Annotated in this window: 20 protein-coding genes and 1 pseudogene; 10 read left to right on the top strand and 11 right to left on the bottom strand. The window is 65.5% G+C overall.

Going from position 1 to position 22,975, the window contains the following annotated elements; genetic code table 11:
• Nucleotides 1-12: 12 nt before the first annotated feature.
• Nucleotides 13-969: a LysR family transcriptional regulator gene (locus K1X41_RS06780; RefSeq protein ID WP_132206753.1), complete on the bottom strand. Its 957-nt coding sequence runs from the start codon at nucleotides 967-969 to the stop codon at nucleotides 13-15.
• A gap of 71 nt (nucleotides 970-1,040) precedes the next feature.
• A complete protein-coding gene (locus tag K1X41_RS06775) occupies nucleotides 1,041-2,366 on the bottom strand; it encodes a class I SAM-dependent RNA methyltransferase (RefSeq protein WP_133617294.1) in 1,326 nt (441 codons plus the stop codon).
• Nucleotides 2,367-2,424: 58 nt separating this feature from the next.
• Between K1X41_RS06775 and K1X41_RS06770 the strand changes: the two genes are divergently transcribed.
• The 3 genes and pseudogenes from K1X41_RS06770 (at nucleotide 2,425) to K1X41_RS06760 (ending at nucleotide 4,623) form a co-directional block, all read left to right on the top strand.
• Nucleotides 2,425-3,225 (top strand): ABC transporter ATP-binding protein, encoded by an 801-nt coding sequence (locus K1X41_RS06770; protein ID WP_220175648.1) that lies wholly within the window; start codon nucleotides 2,425-2,427, stop codon nucleotides 3,223-3,225.
• Nucleotides 3,222-3,956: an ABC transporter permease gene (locus K1X41_RS06765; protein WP_220175647.1), complete on the top strand. Its 735-nt coding sequence runs from the start codon at nucleotides 3,222-3,224 to the stop codon at nucleotides 3,954-3,956. Before K1X41_RS06770 ends, K1X41_RS06765 begins: the two co-directional genes overlap by 4 nt.
• Before the next feature lie 22 nt (nucleotides 3,957-3,978).
• Nucleotides 3,979-4,623 (top strand): annotated as a pseudogene (locus tag K1X41_RS06760) (Maf family protein).
• Between the two features lie 185 nt (nucleotides 4,624-4,808).
• Here the strand turns inward: K1X41_RS06760 and K1X41_RS15470 are convergent.
• From K1X41_RS15470 to K1X41_RS15460, 3 genes are all read right to left on the bottom strand, one after another.
• Nucleotides 4,809-5,432, bottom strand: a complete 624-nt coding sequence (locus tag K1X41_RS15470; RefSeq protein ID WP_258566691.1) for a PucR family transcriptional regulator — start codon at nucleotides 5,430-5,432, stop codon at nucleotides 4,809-4,811.
• Nucleotides 5,433-5,649: 217 nt separating this feature from the next.
• A complete protein-coding gene (locus K1X41_RS15465; protein WP_258566690.1) occupies nucleotides 5,650-6,330 on the bottom strand; it encodes a PucR family transcriptional regulator ligand-binding domain-containing protein in 681 nt (226 codons plus the stop codon).
• Nucleotides 6,282-6,590, bottom strand: coding sequence for a hypothetical protein (locus K1X41_RS15460; RefSeq protein ID WP_258566689.1), 309 nt, complete (start codon nucleotides 6,588-6,590; stop codon nucleotides 6,282-6,284). Before K1X41_RS15460 ends, K1X41_RS15465 begins: the two co-directional genes overlap by 49 nt.
• Nucleotides 6,591-6,634: 44 nt before the next feature.
• Between K1X41_RS15460 and K1X41_RS06750 the strand changes: the two genes are divergently transcribed.
• From K1X41_RS06750 to K1X41_RS06735, 4 genes are all read left to right on the top strand, one after another.
• The gene (locus K1X41_RS06750) at nucleotides 6,635-8,119 is read left to right on the top strand and encodes a CoA-acylating methylmalonate-semialdehyde dehydrogenase (protein WP_220175646.1); all 1,485 of its coding nucleotides are present in this window, start codon (nucleotides 6,635-6,637) and stop codon (nucleotides 8,117-8,119) included.
• Nucleotides 8,120-8,144: 25 nt separating this feature from the next.
• The gene (locus K1X41_RS06745) at nucleotides 8,145-9,533 is read left to right on the top strand and encodes an aspartate aminotransferase family protein (RefSeq protein ID WP_133617299.1); all 1,389 of its coding nucleotides are present in this window, start codon (nucleotides 8,145-8,147) and stop codon (nucleotides 9,531-9,533) included.
• A gap of 216 nt (nucleotides 9,534-9,749) precedes the next feature.
• The gene (locus tag K1X41_RS06740) at nucleotides 9,750-10,196 is read left to right on the top strand and encodes a MarR family winged helix-turn-helix transcriptional regulator (RefSeq protein ID WP_243736103.1); all 447 of its coding nucleotides are present in this window, start codon (nucleotides 9,750-9,752) and stop codon (nucleotides 10,194-10,196) included.
• A gap of 223 nt (nucleotides 10,197-10,419) precedes the next feature.
• The gene (locus K1X41_RS06735; RefSeq protein ID WP_220175645.1) at nucleotides 10,420-11,595 is read left to right on the top strand and encodes an MFS transporter; all 1,176 of its coding nucleotides are present in this window, start codon (nucleotides 10,420-10,422) and stop codon (nucleotides 11,593-11,595) included.
• Nucleotides 11,596-11,665: 70 nt separating this feature from the next.
• Here the strand turns inward: K1X41_RS06735 and K1X41_RS06730 are convergent, their stop codons facing one another.
• The 5 genes from K1X41_RS06730 to K1X41_RS06710 all read right to left on the bottom strand — a co-directional run bounded on the left by K1X41_RS06730 (nucleotide 11,666) and on the right by K1X41_RS06710 (nucleotide 17,035).
• Nucleotides 11,666-12,385: a CE1759 family FMN reductase gene (locus K1X41_RS06730; protein WP_220175644.1), complete on the bottom strand. Its 720-nt coding sequence runs from the start codon at nucleotides 12,383-12,385 to the stop codon at nucleotides 11,666-11,668.
• A 112-nt stretch (nucleotides 12,386-12,497) separates the two neighbouring features.
• A complete protein-coding gene (locus tag K1X41_RS06725; protein WP_132206764.1) occupies nucleotides 12,498-12,974 on the bottom strand; it encodes a MarR family winged helix-turn-helix transcriptional regulator in 477 nt (158 codons plus the stop codon).
• A 74-nt stretch (nucleotides 12,975-13,048) separates the two neighbouring features.
• Nucleotides 13,049-14,236: a CE1758 family FMN-dependent luciferase-like monooxygenase gene (locus K1X41_RS06720; RefSeq protein WP_133617304.1), complete on the bottom strand. Its 1,188-nt coding sequence runs from the start codon at nucleotides 14,234-14,236 to the stop codon at nucleotides 13,049-13,051.
• A 237-nt stretch (nucleotides 14,237-14,473) separates the two neighbouring features.
• Entirely contained in the window at nucleotides 14,474-15,769 is a 1,296-nt protein-coding gene (locus K1X41_RS06715; protein WP_208107924.1) for an MFS transporter, read from the bottom strand.
• A gap of 72 nt (nucleotides 15,770-15,841) precedes the next feature.
• Nucleotides 15,842-17,035 (bottom strand): M20 metallopeptidase family protein, encoded by a 1,194-nt coding sequence (locus K1X41_RS06710; RefSeq protein ID WP_220175643.1) that lies wholly within the window; start codon nucleotides 17,033-17,035, stop codon nucleotides 15,842-15,844.
• 108 nt (nucleotides 17,036-17,143) lie between these two features.
• Here K1X41_RS06710 and K1X41_RS06705 point away from each other — a divergent pair, with 108 nt between their 5' ends.
• Nucleotides 17,144-18,178: an Lrp/AsnC family transcriptional regulator gene (locus K1X41_RS06705; RefSeq protein ID WP_220175642.1), complete on the top strand. Its 1,035-nt coding sequence runs from the start codon at nucleotides 17,144-17,146 to the stop codon at nucleotides 18,176-18,178.
• A gap of 30 nt (nucleotides 18,179-18,208) precedes the next feature.
• On the top strand, nucleotides 18,209-18,772 hold the full coding sequence (locus K1X41_RS06700) for a TetR/AcrR family transcriptional regulator (protein ID WP_133617307.1): 564 nt from the start codon (nucleotides 18,209-18,211) through the stop codon (nucleotides 18,770-18,772).
• Between the two features lie 200 nt (nucleotides 18,773-18,972).
• On the opposite strand, the gene K1X41_RS06695 is transcribed toward K1X41_RS06700, so the two are convergent.
• Nucleotides 18,973-20,175, bottom strand: coding sequence for a pyridoxal phosphate-dependent aminotransferase (locus K1X41_RS06695; RefSeq protein WP_132206770.1), 1,203 nt, complete (start codon nucleotides 20,173-20,175; stop codon nucleotides 18,973-18,975).
• A 208-nt stretch (nucleotides 20,176-20,383) separates the two neighbouring features.
• Between K1X41_RS06695 and K1X41_RS06690 the strand changes: the two genes are divergently transcribed.
• A complete protein-coding gene (locus K1X41_RS06690) occupies nucleotides 20,384-22,819 on the top strand; it encodes a chitobiase/beta-hexosaminidase C-terminal domain-containing protein (RefSeq protein ID WP_220175641.1) in 2,436 nt (811 codons plus the stop codon).
• Nucleotides 22,820-22,975 lie beyond the last annotated feature (156 nt).

Below are 22,975 nucleotides of genomic sequence, written 5' to 3'. Positions count from 1 at the left end.
CGCTTCGAGCGTCTAACGAGGAATACCGTTTGTTTCGATCGATTCTCTCGATGTATGAGCGTGCTCGGCAAAGAGGTCGGTGCACACCTGGGCGAACGCCAGAGCTTTCTTCGTGGGAGCGAGACCGCGGCGGCGCACGAGTGACACCTCCGTGGGAGGTAACTGATCCGTGAGCCGAATCGGACACACGCGCGACCCTGAATAGGTCATGCCGTGGTCGACCCACTGATTCAGTACCGAGTAGCCGTGACCGCGTGCGACAAAGGAACGCACAGTCTCGTATCCGAGGGAGACGTGGCGCACTTTCGGCGTGATTCCGAGCTGTCGGAACAGACTGAGGTAGTAGCCGCTGGTGTGAGGGAGATTTAAGAGGATGAGCGGCTCTTCCGCGAAGTCCGCAAGCCCCGCCGTGGTGCGTCCGGCCCGCACGAGCGGGTGCTGCTCCGAGACGATTACGTGCGGCGGAACGCGATCAATGACCGTGCGCTCAAACCGTTCATCGACGCCCAGATCGTACATGAGAGCGATCTCACACCGGCCGTCGTACAGTGCCTCCTGCAGCGTGCCCTGATCTCCCTCGACAAAGGTCACCGCGACATCTGGGAATTGCTGCTCAAAGCGGTGCAGGATGGCCGGTACCTGGAACGGAGCAAGCGGGGCGTACAAGCCCACTGAAATCTCTCCGCTGAGCGTTGCTCCTGAAGACTGCACGGCTCGCGCAAGGAGATCAGCGTCCTCCAGGAACGCCGCGCTCCGAGTCAGGAGCGCGACCCCCGCCGGGGTGAGGCGAAGGCCGCGGCGCGGGATCCGAGTGAACAGTTCTACGCCGAGTTCGCGTTCAAGCTGCGCGATCGCGCTCGACAGAGTCGACTGCGTGACGTTCAACTCCGCTGCAGCGGCGGTCATATGTTCAAGCCGTGCCACCTCAGCGAAGTAGCGCAACTGGACCAGAGTGAACGTCGTCGTCATGGCCTCATTGTCGCAGGTACACACGGGGGGGGGGGGGCCCCCCCCCCCCCCCCCCCCCGTTCAGCCCCGACTTACTCGCGCTCGAAGACTGCGAGCGACTCGAAGTGGTGCGTGTGCGGGAAGATGTCGAACGCACGCAGCCCGGTGAGTTCATAGCCCGAATCCCGCAGCGTCTTCGTATCGCGAGCGAGCGCCACCGGATCGCACGCCACATACACAATGTTCGCGGGTGAGAGCTGTGTCAGCTGTGCGGTGACCTCGCCGCCGGCGCCCGAGCGTGGAGGATCGAGCACAACGGTGCCGCGTCGGATACGATCGCGGACCGTGGCCGCCGACTTCAGCAGCTCAGCAAGGTGTCGGTCGACTCGTGCCGTGACAGCGAGCCCGCCGAGCAACTCGGAGAGGTTCTCTGAGGCGTCGTCGGTGGCCGCCTCATCTGACTCGACCGTGGTGACTTTGAGGCCCGGGCCTGCGGCCTCGGCCATCGCAGCAGCGAGCAGGCCCGCACCGCCATAGAGATCAAGGTTCCCGGCCGCAGGATCGAAGCGGTCCGCCTCGAGGAGATCGCTGATCGCGTCGCGCACCGCCGTGAACAGCAGCGCCGGAGCTTCGCGGTGCACCTGCCAGAATCCTCCGGCGCGCACAATGAACCCCCGATCCTCGACGAGTTCGCGTACCGGATCTGCCGCACCGGCGCGAGTCCGCTCGCCGACCATTCCCAGCAGCATGCGGGGATCGTCTGCTGAGGGTGCGACCAGGTCGACCGTGGCGACGTCTGGCATGAGATCGTCGAGCGGTGCGATCTGCGCAATGTCAGCATTTGCGAGCGGGAGCGAATCGACTCGGATGACTCGGCGCGTGCGGGCGCCATACGGCCCAACCGCGTTCGTCTCGGGATCCACGTGGAGGCGGACACGGCTCCGGTACCCCAGACCGTTGTTTTCCTCGTCGCCTGGTGCCGCCTCAACGAGGTCCGCGAGCGTCTCCGCGAGATCCTCGCCCTCCTCTGCAGCCAGCTCCACGCCGCCAAAGCGACGCATCGCATCGGTGAGGACTTCAGCCTTAAGCGTGCGTTGCCGCTGCAGCGCAATATGGCCGAACTCGGCACCACCAGCGCGCGCTTCGGGGTCCCGGCTCACATCTGCCTCGGACCAGACGTGGGGACGTCGGTCCGGTGATGCGTCGAGCACCTCTGTGGTGGTGGCGCGCGCGAACGACTTCTTCTTTGCATCGGTGACGCGAGCACGCACCCGCTCACCGGGGATCGCATCAGCGACGAATACGACGCGGCCCTCGTGGCGGGCCACACTCACACCGCCGTGCGCAATGCCGGTGACGTCAAGTTCGATCTCGGCGCCGATTTCAAGGGGAGCGCCGGCGGGTTCATGTGTAGCCATGCTGACCATTCTCCCATCCTTACGACTGCAAAGTCGCGCCCGGGGTTAGCATTGGCCCATGGAGCACAGCGGACACGCAGTGGCCGCTCGGAACCTGGCAGTGAGCCGCGGAGCTCGCACTGTTCTGAGCGGGATCGATCTTGTGGTCCAGGCCGGTCAGGTGACTGGGCTGCTCGGCCCCTCCGGCTGCGGGAAAAGCACGCTATTGCGGGCGATTGTTGGGGTCCAAGCGCGCGTGAGCGGCGAGATCACGGTGCTCGGGCAGCCGGCTGGATCCCGCGGTCTGCGGCGAAGCGTCGCGTACGCCACGCAGGCAGCTTCGGTCTACGACGACCTGACCGTGGAGCAGAATCTGCGGTACTTCGAACGCGTGCTCGGCGCGCCGAGCGGCGACGCGCAGCGGGTGATCGCGCTCGTCGGGTTGCAGGATCATGCCGCGGTGCGGGTGGACGCACTGAGTGGCGGGCAGCGGAGTCGAGTGTCTCTCGCGGTGGCACTGCTCGGAGAGCCGCAGCTGATCGTCCTCGACGAGCCGACGGTCGGCCTTGACCCGGTGCTCCGCGCAGAACTCTGGACGCTGTTTCGCTCGCTCGCGGTGGGTGGGGCAACCCTCATCGTGAGCAGCCATGTGATGGACGAGGCACTGCGGTGCGATCGGTTACTTCTGATGCGTGAGGGGGCGATCCTCGCGGATACGACGCCCACTGAACTGCTCACGCGCACCGGGACAACGGACCCCGAGCAGGCTTTTCTGGCGCTCATCGCCGCTGGCTCGCGCACCGGCCCTCACATCGGCAGGCACGGGGCGGATTCGCATCCGGAACCTGGGGTGGGTGCTGGGACGGAGGCGGGAACATGACACCTCTGCGCACCTTCGCCACTGCGGCCCGCGTATTGCGGCAGCTGTCGCACGATCCACGTTCGATCGCCCTGCTCCTGCTCGCGCCAAGCCTGCTCGTCGGCCTGTTTGCCTGGCTGATGAGCGAGGATGAGGCCGCGTTTGCACGCACCGGCGGCCCGATCCTCGCGCTGTTTCCGTTCGTGCTGATGTTCTTGGTTACCTCGGTCACGGCGTTGCGAGAGCGACGATCCGGCACTCTGGAGCGGCTCATGACCACACCGCTCGGAAGAGCTGACTTCGTGCTCGGCTACGCGCTTGCCTTTGGACTTGCGGCGACGCTGCAAGCGATCGTGACGGTGAGCTTCGCGGTGCTCGTGTGCGGGCTGGAGACGACGGGGCCGATCTGGCAGCTCGGCGTGGTCGCCGTGCTTGACGCGCTGCTCGGCACGGGGCTCGGACTGCTGGCGAGTGCGTTCGCACGCACCGAGTTTCAGGCCGTGCAGTTCATGCCGGTGATCGTGTTTCCGCAAATTCTGCTCGGGGGGCTGCTGATGCCGCGGGATCACATGCCTGAGTCGCTGCACACGATCTCGGATTGGTTGCCGCTGAGCTACGCGATCGATGCGGTCAACGCCGTTACCGCGGGGACCGAGGGCTGGGATCTGGGGAAGCCGCTCGTGGTGATCGTCGGAGTGACGATCGTGGCGCTGGTGTGCGCCGCAGGCACTCTGCGGCGGCGCACGCTCTAGTGCGCCGCGTAGGATTTCAGGCATGCGCCTGTATCTCGCCTCCACCTCGCCCGCCCGACTCTCCGTGCTGCGAGGGGCGGGGATCGAACCGATCTGCTTTTCCCCCGAGGTCGATGAGGATGCGGCGATCGCAGCGCGCGAGGCTGAGCTGGGGAGAGCGCTGACCGCACCGGAGTTCACAGAGTATCTCGGGCGCCTCAAAGCGGAGGATGTCGTGCGTCGACACGGACACGAGATCGACGGTCTCGTGCTCGGTGGAGACTCGATGTTTCTGCTCAACACCGAGATTCTTGGCAAGCCTCACCTGCCTGAGGTTGCGCTCGCGCGGGCGCAACAGCACCGCGGGCGCACCGGAGTGCTGCACTCGGGCCACTGGGTGATCGACCACCGGTGGCCGCGTGCGCGGCGCTGTGGGAGGAGTTGACACCGCGCGGGTCAGCCTCGCCGCGGATGTAACGGACGCTGAGCTCGCCGCGTATGTCGCGACGGGGAACCACTTGAGCTTGCCGGCGGCTTCGCCATCGATGGCCTCGCCGGTGCCTTCATCGAGCGGATCGAGGGGGCCCCGAGCTGTGTGATCGGGCTGTCTTTGCCGGAGCTGCGCCGCCTCGTGGTGCGCCTCGGACACGAGTACCCCGCGCTCTGGAACCTCAAGTCGCCGGTATAGCGACTGCACGCCGCGGGTGTCGCACGGGGCTGAGTTCTGAGGCTCTGGGGCTCGGGGGTGCTGGACACCCGCGAGAAGCCCGCGCGCTCGCCAAGACGCCTTCGCGCACGGCCCTACAGCCCTACGCGCCTACAGGCGTGCAGACGAATAGGGTGCGCAGACCCGTCTTCGAGCTTGGAAGACAGCTATCCCTCGCCGCGAGCGAGCAGTGCCACGGCGAGTGTCGCGATGGTTGTGCCATCGGAAAGGTCTACGTCGAGCAACTCCTCGATGAGCGCGAGCCGCTGGTAAAAGACTGAGCGGGAGAGCCGTGCGCGCTGAGCCGCGAGTGACCGGTTCGTGGGGTGATCGAGATAGGCGCGGAGGACGACGAGCAGATCGCCGCTGTGCCCGGTGCCGCCCGCGGCATCGTGCTCGATCAGGGGGCCCAATGTGGCCAGCGCATATTCCTGGACCTCGGGCGCAGCCGCCAAGCCGCGTACGAGGTAGGCAAGTGCTTGGCGCTCGGCGTGCTGCGCGGTGACCCGGCCCACTGTGCCAGACGGGCGCAACTGGCCAGCTGCGCGCACCCGCTCCAGCGAAGTGATGAGCGAGCGAACACCCCGCCCGGTTGCGCCAAGCCCCAGGTGCGCGCGCCATGATGCGGGTGTGGTCGAGGGGATGAGCATGTCCAGCTCGCGCGCGAGGCGAGCGGCGAGCGGCGGAGCACTGATCCCCAGCGGGGCCGCGACTCGGGGATCCTCCGGCGGGAACGAGAGCAGCGCAAGGAACGTCGTACGCTCACCGGAGACCCCCGAATCCGGGACCACGATCACTCTCCCTCAGGCGCAACGGCCCGGCGCAGGGCCGTCTCCAGGAGGGCGCGCTCGAGAGTGTCGTGCGCCCCGAACGCGCCGGTCCCGCGCAGCGTCGCCCCGAGGAGGAGCCGGCCGTCCACGGGTAAGCCCGCGGCCGCAAGCTGCGCAGCAAGCTCCGTATCTCGGCGGTAGCGCCCGCTGAGGAGCGTGTCGAAGAGCTGTTTGGAACTCAGCTGTAACCACTGTTCGCCAGTCGTGTCGGCGAGCCTGCCGAGGGCGAGCGCAAGTGCCCCGAGTTCAAGCACGGTGCGCCGGCCGGCCGGGTGGGCTGGCCCGGGAAGCGCAGCGAGGTGACCCCAGCTTCGCCCTTGTGCCCGACGGCGATGCGTTCAGAGCCGGCCGGGAGTGAGCGCGGGCCGGCGGCGGTCCACGGGGCAAGCACTGATTCGGGGTCCCGATCACGCGCCGCCCACGCCACCACATGCTCCGCAGAGTCTTCAAGCACCACAGGAGCCCCGATCGTCTCCGCGAGCCGCTCGATCACGTAGTCAACGGGGCTGCGGTTGAGACCGAGTTCGGTGAGCATCTCGTGCACTTCGGTTCGGGCGGCGAGCGCCTCGGTCTGCGCGGCGAGTACGAGCTGGTGGATCCGCTGAGTGATCTGCACGAAGCGCACCTCACGGTGGAGCAGGATGAGCGGAATCGTGCGCTCCTCACATGCCCGGATTAGCTCGACGGGCGCCGCACTGAAGTTCGCCCCGAGTTCCAGCACGACCGCAGCAGGATCGGCGCCAACCAGTGCTGCTGAGAGATCTTCGAGCGCTGCAGCATCGCTGGGCCAGCCGGCCCCTGTCGTGAGGATCAGCTCTGCGCCGTCGAGCAGACCGAACGCGCCCGTCCCCGCGACCACGTGTGCCCAGCGGAGCCTGCGCTCGGGCCGTTTTTGCCCGCCACCAGGTCAGGGGCCCCGGCGCGCAGCTCGGGCAGTGCGAGCGCGTCTGCAACGGTGATCGGAGTGGGGTCTGTGGCATTCGTATCCATGTCATACACAGTGTACGGAATTGGGGCGATTCTGCGATGCTTTGTCGGTCGCTGCTTGAATGCATCAGTGACAGACTCATAACTAGCGAGGATCCGTTCCTCGAACACTTTGCCCGGATAGTTGGGCACTGGCCCAAGAGCACTTCAACACGACACGGAAAGAGGGCGTCAACATGGCACGCATTCCCCACGTTATTGGCGGCGAAAAGGTTGAGGCCGGCGAGCGCTTCCAGCCTGTCTTCAACCCGGCGACCGGCGAGCAGCAGCACGAGCTGGGTATCGCTTCGGCTGAGACCGTGGAGCAGGCCATCGCGGCTGCGCAGGCAGCACTGCCGATGTGGCGCAAGACGAGCCTCACGAAGCGTGCGGACGTGTTCTTCAATCTGCGTCAGCTCCTGAAGCAGCGCACCCCCGAGCTGGCGGCGATCGTCACGAGCGAGCACGGCAAGGTGCTCTCGGACGCCGCGGGTGAGATCGCGCGCGGCCTGGAGAACGTTGAGTTCGCGTCCGGTCTCCTGCACCTCCTCAAGGGTGAGCGCGATGAGCAGGTGTCGACCGGTGTCGACGTGCACTCGATCAAGCAGCCGGTTGGCGTCGTTGCTGCGATCACTCCGTTCAACTTCCCGGTCATGGTGCCGCTGTGGATGATCGCATCAGCAATCGCCTGCGGCAACACGGTCGTCCTCAAGCCCTCCGAGCGTGATCCGTCCGCCTCGGTCTTCATCGCGGATCTGTTCCGCGAGGCAGGCCTGCCCGACGGCGTACTCAACGTCGTCCACGGCGACAAGGTCGCTGTCGATACTCTGCTCGACAGCCGCGACGTCAAGGCGATCAGCTTTGTTGGCTCGACTCCGATCGCAAAGTACATTTACGAGCGCGCAGCTGGCAACGGCAAGCGCGTGCAGGCACTTGGCGGCGCGAAGAACCACATGATCGTGATGCCGGACGCTGACCTCAACATGTCTGCTGACGCAGCGGTCTCCGCGGCGTACGGCTCGGCAGGCGAGCGCTGCATGGCCGTTTCGGTCGTGGTGGCCGTCGGCGACATCGCTGACGAGCTCGTCGGCAAGATCGCCGACCGCATCAAGGATCTGAAGATCGGCGACGGCACGGATCCCGCATCGGAGATGGGCCCGCTCATCACGAAGGAAGCCAAGGAGCGCGTCGAGTCCTACGTCGCAGGTGCCGAGGCCGAGGGTGCGACGGTCGTCGTTGACGGGCGCGAGACCCAGTTCGAGGGCAACGGCTTCTTCACGGGTGTCTCGCTTGTCGATCACGTCAAGACCGACAGCAAGATGTACCTCGACGAGATCTTCGGGCCGGTGCTCGCCGTCGTGCGAGTCGCCACCTATGAAGAGGGCGTGCAGCTGATTAACGATCACCAGTTCGGCAACGGCACAGCGATCTTCACGCGTGACGGCGGCGTCGCTCGCCAGTTCGAGTTTGAAGTTGAGGCCGGCATGGTGGGCATCAACGTCCCGATCCCCGTTCCGGTTGGTTCCTTCTCGTTCGGGGGGTGGAAGGATTCACTGTTCGGTGATTCCCACATCTACGGCCCTGAGTCGATCAACTTCTACACCCGCTCCAAGGTGGTCACCACCCGCTGGCCGAACCCGGACCAGTCGAAGGTCGACCTCGGCTTCCCGAGCAACAGCTAAGACGGATTCGAAGGAGACTGCAGTCATGGCTGACTACATTGATCTGAACGGCGCTGAGCAGCAGTTCGGCGACACCGAGGCGCAGCGCGAGGTGCGCGCGAACGATCGCCAGTACGTATTCCACTCGTGGTCGGCGCAGGGGGCCATCAACCCCCTGCCCATCGCGAAGGGCGAGGGCGTGCGCTTCTGGGACTACGACGGCACGGAATACCTCGACTTCTCGTCGCAGCTCGTTAATCTGAACCTGGGGCACCAGCACCCCGGTCTCGTGCAGGCGATCCAGGAGCAGGCCGGTCGTCTCGCGACCATCCAGCCCGCGATGGCGAATGACGTGCGTGGCGAGCTCGCGAAGCGCATTGTGGAGCACTCCTTCGAGGGTGCGCGCTCGGTGTTCTTCACGAACGGCGGCGCGGACGCGATCGAGTATGCCGTGCGCATGGCGCGGCACCACACCGGGCGCCAGAAGGTGCTCTCGCGCTACCGCTCGTACCACGGCTCCACTGGCACGGCGATTACCCTCACGGGTGAGCCCCGGCGCTGGGCAAACGGCACGCTTGACGCTGGCGTTGTTCACTTCATCGGACCGTACCCGTACCGCTCGGCGTTCTACGCGGAGACCCCTGAGCAAGAGTCGGAGCGGGCGTTGGCGCACCTGCGTCAGACGATCGAGCTGGAAGGTCCCGACACGATTGCCGCGATCATCCTCGAGTCGGTGACTGGCACGAACGGGATCTTAATCCCGCCGCCCGGGTACCTTGCCGGCGTGCGCGCGCTGTGTGACGAGTTCGGCATCATGCTGGTCTGCGATGAGGTGATGGCCGGCTTCGGTCGCACCGGTGAGTGGTTTGCCTACCAGGCATTCGGCGTAAACCCTGATCTCGTGACCTTCGCGAAGGGCGTCAACTCGGGCTACGTCCCGCTCGGCGGAGTCGTCATCAGCGAGGCGATCCACGCGACGTTCGAGCAGCGCGCATTCCCCGGTGGCCTGACCTACTCCGGCCACCCGCTGGCCTGCGCCGCTGGCGTTGCCACCTTCGATATTTTCGAGGAAGAGGGCATTCTGGAGCGCGTACGCGATCTGGGTGAGCGCGTCGTGCGTCCGCGCCTCGAGGCAATGGCAGCAAAGCACCCGGCAGTGGGCGAGGTGCGCGGCACGGGGCTGTTCTGGGCGATCGAGCTCGTGAAAGACCCGGCGACGCGTGAGCCACTCATTCCGTTCAACGCGGCCGGTGAAGCTGCTGCCCCGTTCAATGCGGTCGTTGCCGCGTGTAAGGCTGCAGGCCTCTGGCCGTTCGCGGCTGGCAACCGTCTCCAGGTGGCGCCGCCACTGATCATCTCCGAGGACGATCTGATCGCAGGCCTCGAGATCATCGATGCCGCACTCGACGTCGCTGACGGGTACGTGACGGCGTAGTTTCGCGTGTCGTACTCTGGGCCGGATCCCCCTCGGGGATCCGGCCCTTGTGCTGTACGGGGCGCTCTCGTGACGTAGGAGTCGCAGAACCTTGCTGTATCGCAAGTGAGGCAGCCAAGTGTGGCTCAGCGCTCGTGGTGCCTGCAGGGGGTGAGTGACTAAGTAGATAGCCTGCCTATGTAGTTTGTGCTAAAGTATGGTGACATGGAGCCAGATTTGAGCGATGTATCTCGGGGAGAGGATCGCCTGGCTTTGGATTTGCTGCTCGCTACCGCGCGTTTTAGTCGGACCGTCGGTCGCGTGCCTGGAGTGCACTACTCGACCGTCGCGTGGCGTGTGCTTTCCGAGCTCAGCTCCGCGCCCGCGAGGATCAGTACGCTGGCGCACGGGCAGCGGGTCGCACAGCCGACGATGACCGCGCTCGTGCAGCGCCTCGAAGGAGAGGGCTGGGTGGCCCGTGCTCCCGACCCCGAAGACGGGCGTGCGATGCTCGTGTCCGCGACAGATAGTGGCCGCGCCGCACTTGCGGACTACCGGCACGCCGCGGCAGCGGCGGTGGATCCGCACCTTGCCGGACTGACTGACTTCGATCGGGCGACGCTCGCCCGCGCTGCAGAACTGCTGCAGCAGTTGAGCGAGGCCGTGGGCGATCCTTCGGGATAGCGGGGCACCGCGTCCGAAACGGATCTGGATCGCAGTCCGTGCGGATGACCACCTCGTCTGCCACCTCTCTCATCGCTAGGAGCCCGCCACGTCCACGCACACCTCACCCCAGCAAATACCAGCGCCTGCGGCCGCAGCCCAGGCAACGCATCGCGGTAGGGCATCGCTGCTGCGCCAGCCCACTTCAGTGTGGGCAATCGCGTTTGCTTGCGCAGTTTCCTTTATGGGGATCGGGCTTGTCGATCCGATTCTGCCCGCCATCAGCACGGAGCTCGGCGCAAGCCCCAGCCAGACGATGCTGCTCTTCACGAGTTACCTCTTCATCACGGGGCTCGCGATGTTCTTCACGAGCTGGGTGTCCGGCCGGATCGGAGTGAAGCGCACGCTGATCGCCGGGCTGGTGCTCGTCGTCATCTTCGCTGCCCTCGCAGGCGCTTCAGGAACGGTCGACGCGATTATTGGCTTCCGCGCTGGCTGGGGCTTGGGGAATGCGCTCTTCATTTCGACGGCGCTGGCCGCGATTGTGGGCGCAGCGTCCGGCGGCGCGCGACAAGCGATCGTGCTCTATGAAGCGGCACTCGGAGTGGGGCTCGCGACGGGACCGCTCATCGGCGGTGCGCTCGGCAACGTGTCGTGGCGCGGGCCGTTTTTCGGAACCGCCGCCCTCATGGCGATCGCCCTCGTCGCGATCCTGATCCTGCTGCGGAAACCGGACACCGCGGCGGCGCCGGCACCGACGTCGTTGCTCGCCGGATTCCGTGCACTACGTCACCCTGCGCTGCGGGTGCTGTCGCTCGTTGCCCTGTTCTACAATTTTGGCTTCTTCGTACTACTGGCGTACAGCCCGTACCCAATGGAGGCCGCGGCGCGCACTGCGGGGCTGGAGTTTGGCGCGAGCGAGCTCGGGCTCGTGTTCTTCGGGTGGGGCCTCGCGTTGGCGATCACCTCAGTGCTCGTGGCTCCGGTGCTGACTCGCACACTGGGCTTGCGGCCGGTGCTCTTCAGTATGCTCGGCGGACTGACCGTGTGTCTCGTGTTGCTCGCTGTATTCGTTGACTCGCTGCCTGGGCTCGTCACTGTTGTGGTCATGAGCGGTCTGTTGCTCGGAGTGATGAACACCGCGCTCACCGAGGCCGTGATGGAAGCGACGGATCTCCCGCGCAACGTCGCATCGTCGACATACTCTGGCGTGCGGTTTATGGGTGGAGCCGTTGCGCCAGCAGTCGCAGGGCCACTTGCAGAGGCGCTTGGATCGGGGGCACCATACCTCGCAGGAGCTGCTGCGGTCGTCGTTGCTGTGGTGGTGCTCGCGGTCTCGGGCCGCGCGCTCGCGCACATCGGTCGTCCGCATGAGACCGTGGTCGACGAAGCTGCTGCGATCTCCGCTGGCGACTCATAGAGAAGACGGAACTGCCGCCTGGCTGCGGGCTGTGCCGCGCCCGGCGGCCGAGCCCGTCTCGGCCGGTGAACTAGGCCGCGCCGCCCGTCGCGAGGCGCATGAGGTCCGAGGAGAGATCAATCCCAAGCTCGGTGCCGCCTGCGCTGCCGAAGGAATGCTGGTACGCCGCCCAGGATTCACCGCGCACGGCCGTGCGGAAATCGCCGGAGATCAGTGCGATCAGTTCGGTCGCTGCGCGCTCGATCCGGCCACTGAAGTCGCTCCGGGTCCAGTCGTCGGGCTCCGCGAAGAGCGCGGTGGGCACACTGATCGTGCGGAGATACGCGAACATGCCGCGGATCTGGTCGTCCACAACGAGTGCGTGCCGTGCGCTGCCCGCGGTCGCCGCAAGCACCACGGGCGTGCCGATCAGCAGGTCGTTGTCGAGCACTTGGAAGAATGAAGTGAACAGCCCGCTCGCACCTGCCTTGTAGACCGGCGTCGAAGCGATGATGCCATCGGCCTCGCGCATGATGTCGCTCGCTTCCTGGAGCGCGGGAGACACGTGCTGTGTTACAAGCGCGGTGGTGACGTCTGCGGCAAGGACGCGCAGGTCGATGAGCCGTGCCTCGACGCGCAAGCCCTGTTTTTCGCCGAGCCGTGCGGCCTGCTCCGCGACTCGGCGGGCGAGCATTGTGGTGGTGGATGGGTCGCTCGTGCCAGCGCTCACGAGTGCGAGTGAGACGGTACGGTGGGCTGCCGTGAGCTCAGGATCCGTCAGGGTGGCTGCGCCGTCAAAGGGTGTGTTCATGGTGTGGGGGTTCCTCACGCGTGGTGGGTGGGTAGAGATAGGGGCAGACCCGAAGAAGTCGCCTGTGTTGCGAGCTGTGCCGGAGTGCCGTGGGGGTGCTGGCCGCGCTGGCCTACGCCCCGTGTGGCGCAGGAGACGCGGACACTGCAGGCGTCACGAGCTTGCGGCAGAGTCGCTCGAGTTCGTGGAGTTCGTCAGTGGAGAGTGCCGAGCCGAGTTCGCGAGCCACGCTTTTTGCGTGGGCTCGCCCGATCTCGCGCTGCACCCGTGCGCCCTCAGTGGTGAGTGAGACGCGCACCGCGCGGCCGTCGTGTTCGTCGGCCGCGCGGTCGATCAGACCGCGAGTCGCGAGCCGGTCGATCATGCGGGACAGGGCAGGCTGGCTGAGAAGCACGCTGTCCTGAATCTCGCAGATCCGCATCGGTTCCCCCCGTTTGGCGATCGTGTACAGCACGTCGTACTCACGCACGCTCGCTTCTTTCCACATTCCCTCGCCACCGAAGGTCCCCATGAGCGTGGCGTGTGCGGTCATGAGCGCTTCCCACGCCTCGTTGGTGAGGCGAATATCGGTGCGCGCGGCGGAGTTCATGAGGGGTCCTCTCGGTCACTGTGGTGAGATGGGCATTGGGTGTGGCACGCGGTTCGCTGGGATCGCGTTGATCCCTAGCTCAGACCGAACGCAGCGCCAGATTTGGCTGGCGAATCCTGGTAAGGGGAGCCGCCGGTCACATTGTCTCCGCGGTTCGCATTGGGACGCGGCTGGCGCGGCTCGGCGTCTCCGTACTTTGCGCGGACGAGGCTTTCGTGGCTCGGAGATTCGGGGACCTCAGGATCGCGCCCTGCCGCCATTTCGCGGCGGAGCACTGGGATGACCTCGGAGCCCAGCATATCGAGCTGTTCGAGCACCATCTTCAGCGGGAGGCCCGCGTGATCCACGAGGAACATCTGTCGCTGGTAGTCCCCGAAGGTGTCGCGGAAGGTGAGCGTCTTGTCGATGATCTCCTGCGGGCTCCCAACGGTGAGCGGCGTTTGCTGCGTGAAGTCCTCGAGCTTGGGGCCGTGGCCATAGACCGGGGCCTCCGCGAAGTAGGGCCGGAACTGCGCGACGGCGTCCTGTGACTTCTTCGCGACGAATGCCTGCCCGCCCAGCCCCACGATCGCCTGTTTCTGGGTACCGTGTCCGTAGTGCTCGAAGCGCTCGCGGTAGAACCGGACGAGGCGCAGGAAATGCTCTGACGGAGCGAAGAGGTGGTTCGCGAAGAAGCCGTCGCCGTAGTACGCCGCCTGCTCAGCGATCTCGGGGGTGCGGATCGAACCGTGCCACACGAACGGCGGCACGTCGTCGAGTGGACGGGGCGTTGAAGTGAAACCTTGCAGCGGCGTGCGGAAGTTCCCCTCGGCGTCCACGACGTCTTCGCGCCACAGACGGTGCAAGAGGTTGTAGTTCTCGAGTGCGAGCGGCAGCGCCGAGCGAATGTCTTTGCCGAACCACGGGTACACGGGTGCGGTGTTGCCGCGACCGAGCATGAGGTCCATGCGGCCCTTGGCGAGGTGCTGCAGCATCGCGTATTCCTCGGCGATGCGCACTGGATCGTTCGTGGTGATGAGCGTGGTCGACGTGCTGAGCTTCAGCGTGGTCGTGAGCGCTGCGATGTAGGCGAGGAATGTGGTCGGGCTCGACGAGAAGAACGGCGGATTGTGGTGCTCGCCAATCGCGAAGACGTCGAAGCCGGTGGCCTCGGCGTGCACGGCGATCTGCGCCAGCCCCTCGATGCGTTCCGCCTCGCTGGGCGTTCTATCGGCGACGGGGTCGCGGGTAACGTCGCTGACCGAGAAGATCCCGAATTCCATGATGCTGCCTCCAAATATATGCGCTTGCATATAAAGATAACGCGAAGTGCCCGGATCTATTCCGCAGTGAAGCGCGGCAATTTGCGAACGCACCCGGAACGTTCGCCATGCGCCACAGAAAGATCCTGCAATCCTGCACCACACACGCCAGCTCGGGCAGAGAATCTGAAGGACTCTCGGCCCGAGCTGGCGTGGGAACTCGAAGCTACGGGGCGCAGGAGGAGCCCCGCGCAACGACTACAGCGCGCGACCCTTTGTCTCAGGCAGCAGGAAGAACGCGGTTGCTGCAGAGATCAGCAGCAGGAGTACTGCGTACAGTGAGAACAGCCACGGCAATTCCAGCTGTGCGCCGAAATAGGTCTGCAGATACGGTGACGTGCCGCCGAACAGTGCCACCGCGATGCTGTAGGGGACTGCGGTGCCGACGGTGCGAATATGGGTGGGGAACAGCTCGGCAAACACCGCGGGCAAGATGGACATGGTGCCGGCCAGGAACACCAAGACTGTTCCAGTCGCGACAAGCAGTGTCCACGGCTGATCGGACATGAGATTCTGCATGGGGAAGTACAACGCAGCCGTGCCCAGCAGGCTGATCAGGAGCACCGGCCTGCGGCCAATCCTGTCAGAGAGTGCACCCCACAGCGGAAGCACTGCAATGAATAGCACAATGCCGCCTGCCCCGGCCCAGAGCGCAGCGCCAGGTGCCATGCCGTGCGTCGCCGTTGCGACGGCGGGGGCGGTGACGCCCCAGACGTAGAAGGACACAGTCGCGCCAAGGGTGAGCAGGATCACGAGCAGCGCCGCGCGGCCGGCCGACATCAGCGGAGTGGGGCGTGCATCAGTGAGAGTCTGTACCCGGCCCGTCTCGAATGCCTCGGTCTCCTGCATCCCCACACGCATCAGGAGCACGAAGAGACCAAACGCCGCAGCGACGAAGAACGGGATCCGCCAGCCCCACTCCTGCATGGCCGTCTCACTGATGACCCCGGTGAGCACTGCGCCGAACAGGGTGGCGCACAGGATGCCCGTGGTCCCGGAAACGTAGATCAGTGACGACCACAGTCCGCGCTTGGTGGGTGCCGCGATCTCGGAGAGGTAGGTTTGGGCGGCTGGCATCTCCCCACCGTGAGCAAGGCCCTGGATCAGGCGGGCGACGAGCAGGATCACCGCGGCCCACGCACCGATCGCTGCGTGGGTCGGCGTCAGCCCGATGATCAGGCTCCCGAGCGAGGCAGCGGTGACCGCGAGGATGAGGGAGACCTTCCGACCGCGGCGGTCAGCGATCAAGCCGAACAGCAAGCCGCCGAGCGGGCGGGCGAGGAAGCCGACCGCGAAGATCGCGAAGGTCTGTAGCAGGGATGAGACCGGATTCTCGGCGTTGAACAGTTGGGCGGCGATGAAGGGCGCAAACGTCGCATAGATCTGCCAGTCAAACCATTCGAGTGCGTTGCCGACGCTGGTCGCGAAGACGGTTCGCTTTTGTGATCGTGGCGCTGCGTTCCGCGCCTGTGCGGAGACTGTGGTGGCGGTCATGATGTCCTTCATTGGAGTGACGCGTGAATGGGGTCGAGCGTGAGTGGGAACGAGCGAGGGGACGAGGGCGCGCTAGGAACACAGCGCCGCGAGCCGGGCGATCGCGAACTCAGCATGGAGTGTCGCGCCCGCGCCGAGCACTGCATCGTCGTAGACGGCGTGGGGAGAGTGGTTGTAGTCGCTCCCTTCGGCCGGGGTTGCATCGACGAAGCCGAAGACGCCTGGCACGAGCTCCAAGATCTCGGCGAAGTCCTCCGAGGCAGTTTTTGGATTCTCCAGCTCCTCGACCTGCTCCGCCCCGAAGAGCGAGCGGGCCACGTCAATCGCGATCGCGACCTCCGACGCCGTGTTGACCACCGGTGGAAACTCGGGGCGAAAGGTGACTTCCGCCCGTTGGCCGTGTGCGGCAGCGATCCCGTGCGCAATGGTGGGGAGTACCTCGGCAGCGAGTTCGTGGCTGGCATGGGAGAAACCGCGCACTGTGGCCGCGAGATGGGCGCTATCGGGAATGATGTTGCTCGCGGTGCCGGCGGAGAGCAGGCCGACGGTGACGACGACCGGGTCGAGCGCGTTGAAGCGGCGGGTGGTTGCGCTCTGCAGCGCGAGGACGGTTTCGGCGACCGTGGGGACCGGATCACTCGCGAGGTGTGGTGCGGAGCCATGGCCGCCGCGGCCGATGATTGTGACGTCGAGCGACGCGGCGAAGGCCATTGCGGTGCCGGCGCGGAAACCAAAGCGAGCTGGCCGCGGATCGCCGGTGAACACGTGCAGACCGAATGCAGAGCTGACACGCGGGCCGGCCGCATCGAGCACGCCCTCCTCGATCATGAGGGCGGCGCCACCGCAGCCCTCTTCGCCCGGCTGGAACATCAGTACGACGTCGCCGCACAGCTCATCACGCCTGGTGCTGAGCTCACGCGCCGCTCCGATGAGCATGGCCATGTGAAGATCGTGCCCGCAGGCGTGCATGGTGCCGGAGTTCTGAGAATGAAAGCTCAGCGTGTCTGGCTCGGTGACGGGGAGCCCGTCCATGTCGCTCCGCAGCAGCACGGCAGGCGCATGCTCGGGTCGCCCCGGGTGAGTGCCGCGGAGGACGGCGGTAATTGAGGTGCTGCCGCGGCCGAGCGTGATCTCGAGCGGGAGTCCCGCGAGCTCAGCGAGGAGTGTGCGCTGGGTCCCCGGGAGATCGAGCCCCACTTCGGGGGCCGAGTGCAGCTCGCGTCGGAGACGCACCAGATCGGCCTGTGCGGCATCAGTGATGGCCATGTGTGCTCCATTGCTTTCGAATTCAACCTGGGCGATACGCAGTCGCGTGAGGCCAATTCTGCAAGTCTGATAGTTGCTTTGTTCAAAAAAGCAGGATTCAATCACTACATGCGTGAAATCTCGCGAAACGATCATCTTCATGAACCATCCATTCTGGATGACGAGGATCTGCAACTCGTCCACGCGCTCCAGATTGCGCCGCGTGCCTCGTGGACGAGCTTGGCGCCAATCCTTGGCGTGCACAGCACCACGCTCGCAACGCGGTGGAAGCGGCTGAGCGAAGCGGGAATCGCGTGGATCGCGGTGCACTCGATCGGTACACGGCTGACTCCGGTGACCGCCTTCATCGAAGTGCTGTGTGAGATGTCGCGCAGAGAAGAAGTCATCAGAGAGCTATCGGAAATCCCCGATGTACTCTCGCTGGATATCTCGGCGCGGCACCGAGATCTCCTGCTGACGGTGTCTGCAGCGTCGATGGCTCACCTCACCGAGCACACACTGCCACGGATCGCCTCAGTGCGAGGCATCGAGCACATCGAGACGTCTTTCAGTACGCGGATGCACGTGATTGCGGACAGTTGGACGGTGCGTTCGCTCTCGCCTGAACAGGAGCGACAGGTGGCACAGCTCAATCCGCGCGAGCGCAGCGATGGGCCGGCACCCAGAATCAGCCCGGACGTGCTTCGCGCCCTTGCAGCGGACGGCAGACTCTCTGCCTCCGACATCGCGAGAGGGCTCGGAATGAGCGAGCCGACTGTGCGCCGCCAGATTCGCGCGGCGATCCTGCACGGACTCGTGCACTTCCGCTGTGAACTCGCGCAGGATGTGAGCGGCACCCCAATCACCGCCGAGTGGTTCGCGAGTGTTCCGGCGACAGAACATGAAACACTCGCCCGCGCGGCAGCCCAGATCCCCGGGATCCGACTCTGCGCGTCGACGACCGGACGGACGAACGTGCTCTTGACCTTCTGGCTCCGCTCTGTGAGCGAGGTCCCCCGAGTCGAGGGCCAGCTCACCGCGGCGGTGCCGTCGATCGTGTTCCGCGAGAGCGCGATTGCACTGCGAATTGCGAAGCGCGTGGGGTGGCTCTTAGGCGACGGCGGTCGTGCGACTGGCCGAGTGATTCCGCCCTGGCGGGAGTAACCCCGTGAGCACGGGAGGAAGATAGGAGTCATGGCACGCGTCGATACTCGAAGACTCATCACTCAGGCCGCGGTGCGCGTGGCAGCGCAGCAGGGGATCAGCGGTGCGTCCATGGACCAGATTGCGGATGCCGCCGGAGTCGCCAAGGGCAGCCTGTACTACAACTTTGCCTCAAAGGACGCGATCTTCGAGGCCGTGATCCGCGACGGGTATGCGCAGCTCTCCGCAGCAATCGATGCAGCGAGCGCAACGGCACTGGCAGCTGACGCGCCGCGTGCGGTGGCGGGAGCCACGCTCGCAGCCATGCGGGACAATCTCGACCTCGCAAAGATCATGACTGCCGAGACATTTCGCACCGATCGGCCGTGGGCCCCGACCGTGGAGGTCGCTCGCGCAGCGGTTGCGGTGCGGCTGCGCGACGTGCTGCGCGCGGCGCGGGCGGCTGGAGGTGATGCGACGGGGGCCGCTGCGATCACCGAGACCGCTGGCGCCGCGTTCTTCGGTGCCCTCGCCGCTGCCTGCCTCGACTGGCTCCTGTTTCGCCCCGAGCAGTCAGTCGATGCGGTGCTGGATCAGGTCTTGCGCGCGTTCTGACAGCGGTGTGCGGCGCCGCCTGATGTCACGCAGCCGAAGGCCGCGCCAGGTGACACAGCGTTTTCTGGCAGTGCGCTCTGACTGCGCGGCTGCAGCGAGTGATGCTGCAACGCTGTCCGCGCATGACAGCGGCGGCGGATCCGTGAATGGAACCCACCGCCGCTGACGTGGTCGCGCGTGCTCAGAGGCACGCTCAGTCGCTACTCCGAGAACAGCGCCTGGATCCGGCGCACGCCTGTCAGGAGCGCCTCATCCCCGAGCGCATAGCTGAAACGGAGGTAGCCGGACGGGCCGAAGGCCTCGCCGGGAACCGCTGCGACCTCAGCGTGCTCAAGGATCAGGTCGGCGAGCTCAAGCGAGGTGGTCGGGGTGATCCCGCGCACCGGCTTCCCGAGTGCCGCCGTGACATCCACGTAGGCGTAGAAGGCGCCCTCGGGCGTCGGGCAGTTGAAGCCGGGCACCTTATTGAGTTCGGCGACGATCAGCTTGCGCCGGCGGTCAAACGCGAGACGCATCTCCTCAATCGGCTCCTGCGGGCCCGTGAGAGCTGCGATGGCGGCGCGCTGGGCGATGTTGTTCACGTTGGAGCTGAGGTGGGACTGCAGATTCGACGCACCCTTGATGATGTCGGAGGGCCCGATCATCCAGCCCAGACGCCACCCGGTCATGGCGTAGGTCTTCGCGACACCGTTGACGAGGATCGTGCGATCTTGGAGTGCGGGAGTCGCTTCGACAATGGAGATCGCGCGGACCCCATCGTAGGTGAGATTCTGGTAGATCTCATCTGCGATGATCCACAGGCCGTTGGCCTCAGCCCAATCGCCGATCGCCTTCGTCTCTTCGGGAGAGTAGACGGCACCGGTCGGGTTCGACGGCGAGACGAACAGCAGGACTTTCGTGCGATCAGTGCGTGCAGCTTCCAGCTGCGCGACGGTCACCTTGTAGCCCTGATCGGAGCCGGCGAACACCTCGACGGGCACTCCGCCTGCGAGCTGAATCGCTTCGGGGTAGGTGGTCCAGTATGGCGCGGGCAGCAGCACTTCGTCGCCCGGATCGAGCAGTGCCTGGAACGACTGGTACACGGCCTGCTTGCCGCCGTTGGTGACAATCACCTGCGCGGGATCAACCGCCCAGCCGGAGTCACGCGCGGTCTTATCCGCGATTGCGCGCTTCAGCTCAGGCAAGCCAGCCGCTGCGGTGTACCGGAAGTTCTGGGGATTGTCGAGCGCGGCGCGCGCAGCCTCGACGATGTGGGCCGGAGTCGCGAAGTCCGGCTCGCCAGCGGCGTAGCTGATGACGGGACGACCTTCGGCCTGGAGCGCCTTCGCCTTGGCATCGACCTTGAGCGTGGCAGACTCCGCGATAGCGGCAATCTTCTGGGAAAGACGGGAGATGTGAGTCACGCCCTCGAGTCTATGCGTTCAAGGTGCGCCGCGGCGAATACATCTGGCCTCGCGAAGAGCGCAATCGGGGGAGGTCAGACGCGCGGATGAATCAGGGGTGACGCATCGTTCACGGACCTGACATGCCTCGGCACGGATGCGGACACCCTGTATTGACAACTTAGGACGGGTGCGCCCGATCACGGGCGTCAGAACGGGGAGAATACTGATGTCCAGACGAAGGATCGTCGCACTCGCGCTGAGCGGGGTCGCGCTGTTGGCAGCGCAGGCTGTCATGCCAAGTGGAATGCCCACTGCCGCGATCGCGGCCGAAGTTCAGGGGGCTCCCGCCGCTCCCCAGATCAGTCTGCTCAGTGGGCGATACGTCGGGGCGCAGACCGTGACCGTGTCCGCGCAGGCTGGAGCCGAGATTCGGTACACGCTCGATGGGACGCACCCGACGAGGAACAGCCCGGTCTACTCGGGACCCATCCGGGTCGAGTCATCGGCCAATGTGAGCGCGGTAGCCTTCACCGACCGGTCAGAGAGTGCTCCGGCGATCAGCGGGATCCTGATCAAGTCGGTGGAAGAGCCGCTTGCACAATTCGCGGTGATGAGCGATATCCACCTCTCCACGGGCGACGACGTCAGTGCGCTGAAATGGCAAGGCTACTTCGACACTCTGCAGCGCATCGCGCCGCATCCTGACGCGCTGATCTCGAACGGGGATCAGATCAACGACAACCACTTCAACACCGCTGCGCACCACCAGTACCCGCGCGCGATGCTGGAGGAGAACCTGGCGCGGACCGGGATGACGGACACTCAAGTCATGCTGACGTTCGGCAATCACGACGATTACGTCACTCGGATGGCCGAGCAGTATCCGGAGGACTGGTTCCCGGGCACCACGGGCTACTACGAGAGCAGCATCGGGGAGTTCCCCGCATTTGTGGTGAATACCGAAGCATGGAACAGTGCCCAAGCAAGTTGGTTGTACGGGCGTCTGAGCGCGATCTCTGCGGATCCCACGACACAGCACCTTCCCATTTTCGTATTCGGACACCGTCCCATCTCGTCCACGGTGTGGGACGGGGCTCAATCCTCGAACAGCGGACTGAAGACGAACCTCGCCGACTTCCCGCAGGTCGTGTACTTTTCCGGCCACTCCCACCTCAACATCACTGATGAGCGCTCGATTCACCAGGAGAGCTTCACCTCTGTCAACGAGGGCTCGATGTCGTACGGCGAGAATAACGGCAAATTCCAGATCTTTGGTGAGGGTCTCGCGCGCGATGCAACGATTCCGACTGCTCAGTCGGTCGTCGTGGATGTCTACGCGGATCGAGTCGAAATCGACCGCATCAACTACGCCGCTCAGCCCGGCCGCACCTATGACGACGCAGGTACCTGGCAGTTCCAGACGGATCCGCCGTTTGCCTCGTCAGGCTCTCTGGCGGGGCCCAGCTGGATCGTTGCTCGCGGCACGAGCCCGGCGGCGGTGAAAGCCGGCTTTACCTATACCCCTGAGAACCGGAATACCGCAGCGCCGGCGTGGACTGAATCTCAGCCGTCAGTGCGGCAGACGGCGTCCGGACCGGTCCTGCGCGTGCCGCAAGCAGGGGATGACCAATTCACCGCCGAATACTCGCTCAGCGTGACGGATACCGCGACCGGGCTCGTCACCAACCTGGTTCCCGCGAACGGCCGCATCTATTCCGACTACGTCGTTGCCCCGAAACCCGCGGTCCTTGATATCCCGCTCGCGGTGCGGAAGGGGGACACCGTGGGGCAGCCCATCGATCGCACGCTCACGATTGGGCAGGAGTACCGGGCCACCCTCGTGGCGTACGACTCGTACGGGAACGCGAGCGAGCCGCGTGAGTTCAGCTTCGTGGCCGGAACGATCGATCGGACTGCCCTCGACGTGCAGATCGACCGCGCGGAGTCCGCCATCGGGCAGATCGAGCGTGTGATTGGAACGGCTGCACCCGCAGGAGAAGCGGATTACGGGTTTGCGGTCGCGGATGTCTCCGCGGCAGAAACAGGTATCGCCGCCCTGCGCGCGCAGCTGCCTGGCGCGCCGGCCACGCAGGACGATGCCGATGCCCTCGGTTTCGTCGTCTCGGACGCCGTAGACGCGCTGGAGGCGGTGCTTGAGGTGGTCGATCGCGCAGCACTCATCGATGCCATTGACGCTGTGCAGCTCGGATTGGAGCGCAGGCTGCCAGCCGAACTCGCGGACCCCGCGCAGGTCGCTGAGGCCGAGCGTGCGGTGCGGGCAGAGCTGCGGACGGCGCATGCCGTCCAGGGGCGACTCAACGTTGCTCAGGACACACTCGACGCAACGGCTGCAACCCTGCTCGCTGCCTACGCTGCGTGGGAGCAGGCCGCGAGCGAGAAGCCGATCCCCGAGAAGCCGATCCCCGAGAAGCCGATCCCCGAGAAGCCGGGGAGCGAGCAGCCAGGAGAGGGGAAGCCAGGCAGTGAGGCGCCGGGTGCGGAGGTGCCCGGCGCAGTCCCGCCGGGGCAGGAAACGTCCGCGAATGAGCTGGCGCGTACCGGTGGAAGCGAGCGACTGCTCCTCGTGCTTGTGGGGGCAGGCGCGCTGGGAGCTGGCTGCATTCTGCTGTGGGGTCTGCGTCGCGCCCAGCGCCGCAACTAGAGGGCTGGGGTGTCGCCGTGGAATCTCGGCGACGCCCCAGCCGGCATCACACTCAGTTCGACAACCCGCCCGGGATCCCGTACAGTGGCGTGAGGTAGTTGACTTCTGCCAGAATTTCCTATGCCTGAAGGTCTCCCTGAAGGCATGCGAAATTTG

Source organism: Leucobacter luti (genome assembly GCF_019464495.1).
Taxonomy (GTDB): Bacteria; Actinomycetota; Actinomycetes; order Actinomycetales; family Microbacteriaceae; genus Leucobacter; species Leucobacter luti_A.
The sequence above is the reverse complement of the archived record's forward strand: the minus strand, read 5'-3'. Positions and strand labels throughout refer to the sequence as shown.

Excerpts from the sequence above, each read along its gene's own strand:
- K1X41_RS06690 (WP_220175641.1), top strand. The coding sequence starts at position 20,384 with ATGTCCAGACGAAGGATCGTCGCACTCGCGCTGAGCGGGGTCGCGCTG.
- K1X41_RS06775 (WP_133617294.1), bottom strand. The coding sequence starts at position 2,366 with ATGGCTACACATGAACCCGCCGGCGCTCCCCTTGAAATCGGCGCCGAG.
- K1X41_RS06730 (WP_220175644.1), bottom strand. The coding sequence starts at position 12,385 with ATGAACACACCCTTTGACGGCGCAGCCACCCTGACGGATCCTGAGCTC.
- K1X41_RS06780 (WP_132206753.1), bottom strand. The coding sequence starts at position 969 with ATGACGACGACGTTCACTCTGGTCCAGTTGCGCTACTTCGCTGAGGTG.
- K1X41_RS06705 (WP_220175642.1), top strand. The coding sequence starts at position 17,144 with ATGCGTGAAATCTCGCGAAACGATCATCTTCATGAACCATCCATTCTG.
- K1X41_RS06725 (WP_132206764.1), bottom strand. The coding sequence starts at position 12,974 with ATGAACTCCGCCGCGCGCACCGATATTCGCCTCACCAACGAGGCGTGG.
- K1X41_RS06720 (WP_133617304.1), bottom strand. The coding sequence starts at position 14,236 with ATGGAATTCGGGATCTTCTCGGTCAGCGACGTTACCCGCGACCCCGTC.
- K1X41_RS06710 (WP_220175643.1), bottom strand. The coding sequence starts at position 17,035 with ATGGCCATCACTGATGCCGCACAGGCCGATCTGGTGCGTCTCCGACGC.
- K1X41_RS06770 (WP_220175648.1), top strand. The coding sequence starts at position 2,425 with ATGGAGCACAGCGGACACGCAGTGGCCGCTCGGAACCTGGCAGTGAGC.
- K1X41_RS06735 (WP_220175645.1), top strand. The coding sequence starts at position 10,420 with ATGGGGATCGGGCTTGTCGATCCGATTCTGCCCGCCATCAGCACGGAG.
- K1X41_RS06750 (WP_220175646.1), top strand. The coding sequence starts at position 6,635 with ATGGCACGCATTCCCCACGTTATTGGCGGCGAAAAGGTTGAGGCCGGC.
- K1X41_RS06745 (WP_133617299.1), top strand. The coding sequence starts at position 8,145 with ATGGCTGACTACATTGATCTGAACGGCGCTGAGCAGCAGTTCGGCGAC.
- K1X41_RS06765 (WP_220175647.1), top strand. The coding sequence starts at position 3,222 with ATGACACCTCTGCGCACCTTCGCCACTGCGGCCCGCGTATTGCGGCAG.
- K1X41_RS06700 (WP_133617307.1), top strand. The coding sequence starts at position 18,209 with ATGGCACGCGTCGATACTCGAAGACTCATCACTCAGGCCGCGGTGCGC.
- K1X41_RS06715 (WP_208107924.1), bottom strand. The coding sequence starts at position 15,769 with ATGACCGCCACCACAGTCTCCGCACAGGCGCGGAACGCAGCGCCACGA.